Source organism: Pseudoalteromonas obscura, assembly GCF_030135505.1.
GTDB classification, from domain to species: Bacteria; Pseudomonadota; Gammaproteobacteria; order Enterobacterales; family Alteromonadaceae; genus Pseudoalteromonas; species Pseudoalteromonas obscura.
Genome location: NZ_JASJUT010000003.1, coordinates 103,805 through 111,290, shown reverse-complemented (window position 1 = coordinate 111,290; position 7,486 = coordinate 103,805). Strand labels below are relative to the sequence as shown.

Here is a 7,486-nt window from a genome sequence, read left to right as displayed (position 1 = left end):
GTACACCGAGTGGATTCGAACCACCGACCCCCACCATGTCAAGGTGGTGCTCTAACCAACTGAGCTACGGTCGTACAATGTGCCGTGTTTCTTGGCAACGGCGGCTAATATATAGTGCTCTGCGAAATGGATCAAGTAACTTTGCTAAATTTTTGTTTGTCTGCGGTTTTTTCGATCACTACGGGCTAACTTTGCACACTTTGTAGAAATTTTGCCACCAATACACATGACTTTTAGCTGATTGCTTTAGCTCGGTTATTAATGGAGTGACGAGATTCGGGTAGGTGTTGTGACCAAATTTATCTGTGAATGTTTGAAAGTGAGGCTCGATGTCGTGTAAGCGTTTGGCAAGCTGTGATTGATAAGCCTGAATATCTTGGATATAGAATTTTTGAAATACGTTGTTGAGTATTTTGGCGCGTTTTTTATTTTTACCAACAGGGCATACTCGATGCTCTAGCTCCAGCGTGTTAAGCCACGCTGTGGTTGTGTGGTTCCAAGCTATTTGGACTCTGGTACTAGTAATTAAACTTTGAACATAACTATTGTTATTGAGCTTCTCAAGTGCAGCTGTCAGCATATCGCCATTCGCTTTGTTTGGTTCGTCTAAACCCTTTATTAGGCTGGTTAGCGTATTTAACGCTTCTAGGGCCTGTATTTCCCCTTTGCTGGTTTCACGCTTTATTTCACTAAATGTGAGTGTAAAAAACTGATTGAGTTCTTTTTCATGGGTAAATACATAAGTAAGCATAGGGTAGAGCTGAGCAAGCTTTTCTTGCCTTGCAAGTTCTAAGGCTTGTTGCACATCTTGTGGTGTTCTTTCGTCATCAATGCATGCTTGCGCATGTCGGATAAAGTTAAGTGTATATTTAAATTGTTCACTAGGTTTAGCAAGCTTACCTAGTTGATTGTTATGGTTAGCAATGTGTGTAGAAACGCGGCAATGCCCGAGCTTGGCAAGATCTATTACTGAGATTGTGTAACTAGATTTCGGTTTGTCGAAGGCTGAGTACGGCAACATACTCAGCGCTTCGATAGATAACCCGTCGGAATTGAACACCTTGGCTAGGCGTTCGGTATACGTTTTATTCGTGTCGCTAGGCGCAGGTGTGCACCCTAACAAAACCGTGCTAAGTGCTATGAATAGCAGTTTGCATTTCAACGAGTTTTCTCCTCACAAAATATATCAGCAACACAGCAGCTACTGTGAGACCAACAATAATACCGACCCAAAAACCAGTCGGTCCCATTGCAGGCACTATTAGGTCTGTTTTTGCCAATACGTATCCAAGGGTAAAGCCGATTACCCAATACGAGATAAAGGTAACGCCAGTAATTGGTTTGGTATATCTAAGGCCTCTTAAAACGCCATTTGCAGCGACTTGCAGCGCATCAGGTAACTGGTAAACACAGGCGAGTATAATGATACTCGATGCGAGCATAGCAACTTCTTTTTCTTGTGTATAAAGCCAACTAATATCATATCTAACCAAGTAGGTGCCCAATGCCACAATAGCTGCAACACCAACGGCCAGTATAAAACTGGTGTAGGTTGCATTGACCAGTCGTTCAATATTGTTTTGTCCGCTGATATTGCCAATTCTAATACCAATTGCCATGGATAAACTTAGCGGAAGCATAAATAAGATCATGGTTACACTCGCTGCAACCTGATGCCCAGAGACGGCGACAGCTCCTAAGTCAGCAATAAAGAGTGGGATACATGCAAATAACGTCACTTCGAAAAAAGTGGCAAACGAGATAGGTAAGCCGAGTTTAGTTATTTGCAAAATAGTTTCTTTGTGCGGCTTCATAAAGTTGCTGAGCAGCCATTTTCCTTTAAGTTCTTTACTTTTTAGGCTGTAGCAGAACTGTGCAATGGCCATGGTCCAGATAACAATACTAGTTGCTACACCACAACCGGCACCCCCCAAGGCTGGCATGCCCAATTTGCCATAAATAAAAATGTAGTTGGCGATAACGTTAATCCCCAGACCAAGTAATCCAATATAAAAAGCAACTTTGGTGTTACCCATGCCTTCAGTAACATTTCGGTACACAGAGAAAATCAAAAACGCTACCAGTCCATATTTAACATAATCGATATAATCTTGTGCCATTTGCGCAATCTCTGGGCTGGCGCCTGTACTGGCAAATAAGTACGGTGTGAAAAAGCTAGCTATAAACCCCAAAGAGGACAACATTACGGCCAAGTACAAGCCTTGCTGGAAATAACGTTTAATACTGTCTTGATCCTTAGCACCGACACTATGAGCAACCATACTGGTCAGTGCCAATAAAATCGCTTGTAACGAAAACATAAGTGGGTTGAGTGCGCCAGTTGCGATGGAAAGTGCGGCCAAGTCGTTTGGACTGACTTGTCCTGCCATCATGGTATCGACAACAGACATCATCACAAGGGTAACTTGGGCTAATAGAACGGGTGTGGCAAGTCTAATTAACTTTTTGGCTTCCCAGAGTTCAAACTTCATCCTAAAACTCAGTAATTTCAAAAAGTGCATTCTATTGAAGTTTGTCGAGTTTATCTACGAAATAAGTGTGTAAATATGTTTCGACAGGGCAGGGCATCAGGTAGAATGGCGGCATAATTTTTACCTCGGAAAAAACATGTTTACTGGAATTGTTCAAACTCAGGCATCTGTTGTCAGTGCAATATTAAATGATGGCGTCATGCGCTTAGTGTTATCTGTTGGCAATGAGTATTTACAGCAACTCACAATCGGCGCCAGCATCGCTGTGAATGGGTGTTGTTTAACTGTTGTACAATTTGAAACGAGCCAATCAGATGTTGTTGGGCAAGTGAGCTTTGACGTTATCGATGAGTCTTTGAAATTAACCAATTTGGGCGAGCTTAAGTGTGGCAACAAAGTAAATTTTGAACGTTCGGTGACATTCGGTACAGAGCTGGGCGGACATATCGTATCCGGGCATATTCATGATATGGCGATCGTAGATTGTATTATTAGAACAGCTGACAACGTCAAGATAAAACTGCTGTTGGATGCAAGCTGGGCGAAGTATGTTTTTTACAAAGGGTTTATTGCAGTAAATGGCGCTAGCCTCACAGTGGGTGAAGTGGATGAGGATGGGTTTTGGCTCCACCTTATTCCAGAAACCTTATCAATCACTAACATTGGTAAAGTACAAGATGGTGACAAGCTCAACATTGAAGTCGATCAGCAAACATATACTATCGTCAACACGGTTGAGCACTATCTGCGAAAAAATACGTTGAACCCAATAGGCTAAAAGATTTGTTCGTCGTCACTGTCGATTCTTAACTCCAATTTATTGATGGCTTCATCAATGTGCATGTTTAAATGAATTGGATTGCAACATGCGGCGCAATCTTCGTAGAAATCTTGGTCGCCCTCACTGATATCTAAGTCTACAAATATATGATGACCACAGTGGGGGCAGCTGATCCGTTGGTTATACAGCTGCTTCATAATATGGCTCCAACAACCGCCTGAACTCCTTTTCTTACTATAGCAGTTATTGCAATTATTACCGCAATGTTGCGGCTATTTTAGGATGTGTTCGATCTGTTGTTTTGATTGAATGATGTAGTCACCAGCAAAGACGTTAGCATGACAGAGCAAACTATATAACTGATAGATAGGTTTACGTTGTTGATAGCCTTTATCAATTTGGTACGCTTCGTTATACCCAGTGTAAAAAGCGTCTGGTAACTGGGCAAATAATTCGCTGTTGGCGATGTCGACTTCTCTATCCCCGTAATAACAAGCTGGGCAGTAAACACTGGGTTTATCATTCGAAAACGCGATATTACCGCGCCAGAAATACCCGTGTAAGAGAGAAGGTTGTACAGGGTGGTTGACTAAGGGCTTGATGTACTCAACAAAGCTATCAATATCAACGAGTACTATGTTCTTTTCATGCAATAATTGCAGTTGCCAGGCGATTCGCTCTTCTGCAAAAAATATGGACCATTTCTTATGCCATTGATTTGGTTGTGAAAGACCCAGGATATAATTATCTTGTTCGAATCCGAACATTTCCTGTTCGTGGCGGCTGTGCATTTTACCTAGCGTGCTGCCGCAAAGATACCAGTCTTGTTTATCTGTTTGTGACGGAAGCCACTCAAAGACGCTAAAGCAGTACTCAAGGCTGGAGCCAATCGTGATTGGGTCGGCCACTAAAAAATCGCTGTCACGAGTGAGCAATGTATGATTGTCCGCTTCGCACTCATAGCGCTCCAATGCACTAATGTGGTCAACTTTTACCAGAAAGCTGTGCTTGTCATTTTCAATTTTATAGTTTTTGGACTTGTGGTTGCTGGGAAGCTGTGTTTTTCGAGTAAATTCAAAATTGTCGTGAATCGCTTCACTGATGTACTGGTTTACTAGGTTCCACATAGTTAGCCCGGTGGCGAGTGAGCACTTGATCTAACTATGATCGATTTTCGCTATAACACAAATACTTGAGTGCAAATTTAAATCTAATAGAATAGCCACCAGTTTTGAAATGTTTTGGATGTTCACATTGAATAAAAGTGTTATCACCAACCTGATGGCCGCAACGTTAGTTGCTGTTGGCTACGGTTTAAATCATGATTTGCTGTTCACCATGGGGCTGTTTGCGCTTTCAGGCGCTGTTACCAACTGGCTTGCAGTACATATGTTATTTGAAAAAGTCCCTGGTTTATATGGCTCAGGCGTTATTACCATTAAATTCAAAGAGTTTAAAATAGCCATTAAAGAGCTCATTTTAGATGAGTTTTTTAATCAAGATAAATTGAAAAGCTTTGCTGCAAAAAATCAGATCGATATTGATTTGAACCCTGTGATAGAACATGCGGATTTGTCGATTGCCTTTAACAAACTCGTTCAAGTGATAGAAGGGTCACAATTTGGCGCCATGTTAGCGATGGTAGGTGGTAAAGAAGCCATTGAACCAATGCGAGACACTTTTACCGATAAAATGAAAGAAGCCTTGTTAGAAATGAGCGAGCAGCCAGAGTTTAAAGACAAAATATCTGGGGTGTTAACGAATGGACAATCTCTTGAGTCAATTCGCACAGCAATTGAGCATGCAGTAGATGAAAGGCTCAACGAGCTAACACCCGTGATGGTTAAAAATATCGTTCAAAACATGATCCATACTCATCTAGGCTGGCTTGTTGTGTGGGGTGGTGTATTTGGGGGATTATTTGGATTAATCGCCAGTATCTTGTAACTTTAATCAACAAGGTGTGCATAGATAACGTATTTATGCACACCATTTGGTCAGTCATTATTTAGAGCCAGATAAAACGACAGGTAGCGTTGACTCAGTTTGCGCAATATCTTTGATAGACGTTTCTGTTTCTATATCAATTCTCATAAATTTGGCTGTACGAGTTAAACTGTACGTTTGAGCAAATTCACTCAAATTCATATCGTTACACTCGAGTTTATTGGTAATGCGCACTTTGGCGGTGTGTTGTCCGCGTATCGCCTCAAGCATGATATGAGGGCGATCAGAGGCGAAAGCCATACATAGCTCAGTAGCATGGCTGTCGTCAGCCGCGACAAATTCAACAGCGTGAGCATTTGATACAGATACAAGCGCAGTCAGTGCAGCAGCGGTCATTAGTACTTTCATCGTTATTCTCCAAACAGATTTTTAGGTGCGATTCCACTAGAGTATTGTTCTGAACCACTCAAAATGCTGTAAGGGAAGATTGTACGAATGTAAGGAATTATGTATTTGTATTTTTGTTTGTGTAAGTACATCTAATTACAATAAAAAAGCCATACAATCTTGTGTCAAACCGATGATAAAAAATTTCAGATTTTATTTTGTTAACAGATCGGTAGCGAGGTGTTTCGACGTATTTAGCAGCTTTTTCTCCTTCTATTAAAACCTATTTCAAAAGTATGTCGAAGTATGTAAAAGTGTGTATAAAAAACAACCTGAGTAATCATGGGCGTGCCTGATTGTTATACAATATTGCAATTTCTCACGTAATTTATCGTAATTTATGGCATTTTGAGGTTTTTGCATCGAAATTTTTGTGAATTTTCGCTACAGTCTCTTTGATAACTACAGTCACAAAAACTACAGAGATGAAAATATGAATATGTTCAAACCCTCTGTGATCGTGCTTGCACTAAGCACAGCTCTTTTAGGTTGCCAGCAAGACACTGGTCCTCAAAAAGATAAAGTCACAATCGAGAAAAATCCTTACCCAAGTACTTATAAGCCTCATTCAACTTCAAGTACCTTAATCACAAATGCAACAGTTCTGACTGGTACTGGTGAAAGAATCAATGATGCTGATGTTTACATCGTTGATGGTAAAATTAGCCAAGTTGGCAAAGATTTGGCTGTGAGTGCAGACGCTACGATCGATGCAGCAGGGAAATGGGTAACACCTGGCATCATAGACAACCATTCACACTTAGGCGCGTACCCAAGTCCTGGCGTTGAGTCTCACCAAGATGGTAATGAGATGATCAACCCAAATACAGCTCAAGTTTGGGTAGAGCATTCGGTATGGCCGCAAGACCCTGGTTTTAACCGCGCGCGTGAAGGTGGTATTACGTCACTACAAATTTTACCTGGCTCTGCAAATTTATTCGGTGGTCGTGCGGTCACACTAAAAAATGTTCCGTCTGAAACCATGCAAGGCATGAAATTCCCAGACGCGCCTTATGGCTTAAAAATGGCGTGTGGTGAAAACCCTAAACGTGTATACGGCGGTCAAGGTGTTGCACCTAAAACGCGTATGGGTAACATGGCAGGTTACCGTGAAGCGTGGATCGAAGCGTCTGAATACAAGCGTGCTTGGGAGCAATATGAAGCTGAGTATGCTGCTGGTTTAAACCCTGATGCACCTCATCGTGACATCAAGCTAGATACGCTACGTGGTGTATTAGATGGCGAAATCCTAATCCATAACCACTGCTACAAAGCAGAGGAAATGGCCATGATGATCGACCTCTCTAAAGAGTTTGGCTATCACGCAGGTACTTTCCACCACGGTATTGAAGCATACAAGGTTGCAGATCTTCTGGGTGAAAATGGTAACTGTGCGGCGCTTTGGCCTGATTGGTGGGGCTTCAAAATGGAAGCATATGACATGTCACTTGAAAACGTCGCAATTGTTGACGCTGCTAAAAACTCGTGTGCTGTTATTCACTCTGACTCTGACACAACAATTCAGCGTTTGAATCACGAAGCTGCAAAAGTTATGTACTCAGCCAATGAAGTCGGTTTTGACATTAAAGAAGAAGATGCCATTAAATGGATCACCTACAATGCAGCAAAGTCTCTAGGTGTCGAAGAGCTAACAGGCTCTATCGCAGCAGGCAAGCAAGCTGATGTGGTTATTTGGGATCAAAGCCCGTTTAGCGTTTATTCAAAAGCTGAGAAAGTATTTATTGATGGCGCAAAAGTTTATGACCGCCATGACAGTAAATACCAAGCTGTAAGTGATTTTATGTTAGGTCAGCGCTAG

At 41.7% G+C, this 7,486-nt stretch carries 8 protein-coding genes and 1 tRNA gene; 3 read left to right on the top strand and 6 right to left on the bottom strand.

Going from position 1 to position 7,486, the window contains the following annotated elements:
• Position 1: 1 nt before the first annotated feature.
• The 3 genes from QNM18_RS08450 to QNM18_RS08440 form a co-directional block, all read right to left on the bottom strand.
• A tRNA-Val gene (locus QNM18_RS08450) sits at positions 2 to 74 on the bottom strand.
• Between the two features lie 104 nt (positions 75 to 178).
• On the bottom strand, positions 179 to 1,162 hold the full coding sequence (locus tag QNM18_RS08445; RefSeq protein WP_284136897.1) for a DUF3080 family protein: 984 nt from the start codon (positions 1,160 to 1,162) through the stop codon (positions 179 to 181).
• A complete protein-coding gene (locus QNM18_RS08440) occupies positions 1,131 to 2,492 on the bottom strand; it encodes an MATE family efflux transporter (RefSeq protein ID WP_284136896.1) in 1,362 nt (453 codons plus the stop codon). Before QNM18_RS08440 ends, QNM18_RS08445 begins: the two co-directional genes overlap by 32 nt.
• A 136-nt stretch (positions 2,493 to 2,628) precedes the next feature.
• On the opposite strand from QNM18_RS08440, the gene QNM18_RS08435 reads away from it, so the two are divergent.
• Positions 2,629 to 3,270, top strand: a complete 642-nt coding sequence (locus tag QNM18_RS08435) for a riboflavin synthase subunit alpha (protein WP_284136895.1) — start codon at positions 2,629 to 2,631, stop codon at positions 3,268 to 3,270.
• Here QNM18_RS08435 and QNM18_RS08430 read toward each other — a convergent pair.
• Both QNM18_RS08430 and QNM18_RS08425 read right to left on the bottom strand, forming a co-directional pair.
• Positions 3,267 to 3,470, bottom strand: a complete 204-nt coding sequence (locus tag QNM18_RS08430) for a CPXCG motif-containing cysteine-rich protein (RefSeq protein ID WP_023399951.1) — start codon at positions 3,468 to 3,470, stop codon at positions 3,267 to 3,269. The genes QNM18_RS08435 and QNM18_RS08430 overlap by 4 nt on opposite strands.
• A 75-nt stretch (positions 3,471 to 3,545) precedes the next feature.
• On the bottom strand, positions 3,546 to 4,400 hold the full coding sequence (locus QNM18_RS08425; RefSeq protein WP_284136894.1) for a fructosamine kinase family protein: 855 nt from the start codon (positions 4,398 to 4,400) through the stop codon (positions 3,546 to 3,548).
• Between the two features lie 127 nt (positions 4,401 to 4,527).
• Here QNM18_RS08425 and QNM18_RS08420 point away from each other — a divergent pair, with 127 nt between their 5' ends.
• Positions 4,528 to 5,220, top strand: a complete 693-nt coding sequence (locus QNM18_RS08420) for a DUF445 domain-containing protein (protein WP_211010082.1) — start codon at positions 4,528 to 4,530, stop codon at positions 5,218 to 5,220.
• Between the two features lie 57 nt (positions 5,221 to 5,277).
• Here QNM18_RS08420 and QNM18_RS08415 read toward each other — a convergent pair whose 3' ends face one another.
• The gene (locus QNM18_RS08415; RefSeq protein WP_211010081.1) at positions 5,278 to 5,628 is read right to left on the bottom strand and encodes a DUF3718 domain-containing protein; all 351 of its coding nucleotides are present in this window, start codon (positions 5,626 to 5,628) and stop codon (positions 5,278 to 5,280) included.
• 472 nt (positions 5,629 to 6,100) lie between these two features.
• Between QNM18_RS08415 and QNM18_RS08410 the strand changes: the two genes are divergently transcribed.
• The gene (locus tag QNM18_RS08410) at positions 6,101 to 7,486 is read left to right on the top strand and encodes an amidohydrolase (protein ID WP_211010080.1); all 1,386 of its coding nucleotides are present in this window, start codon (positions 6,101 to 6,103) and stop codon (positions 7,484 to 7,486) included.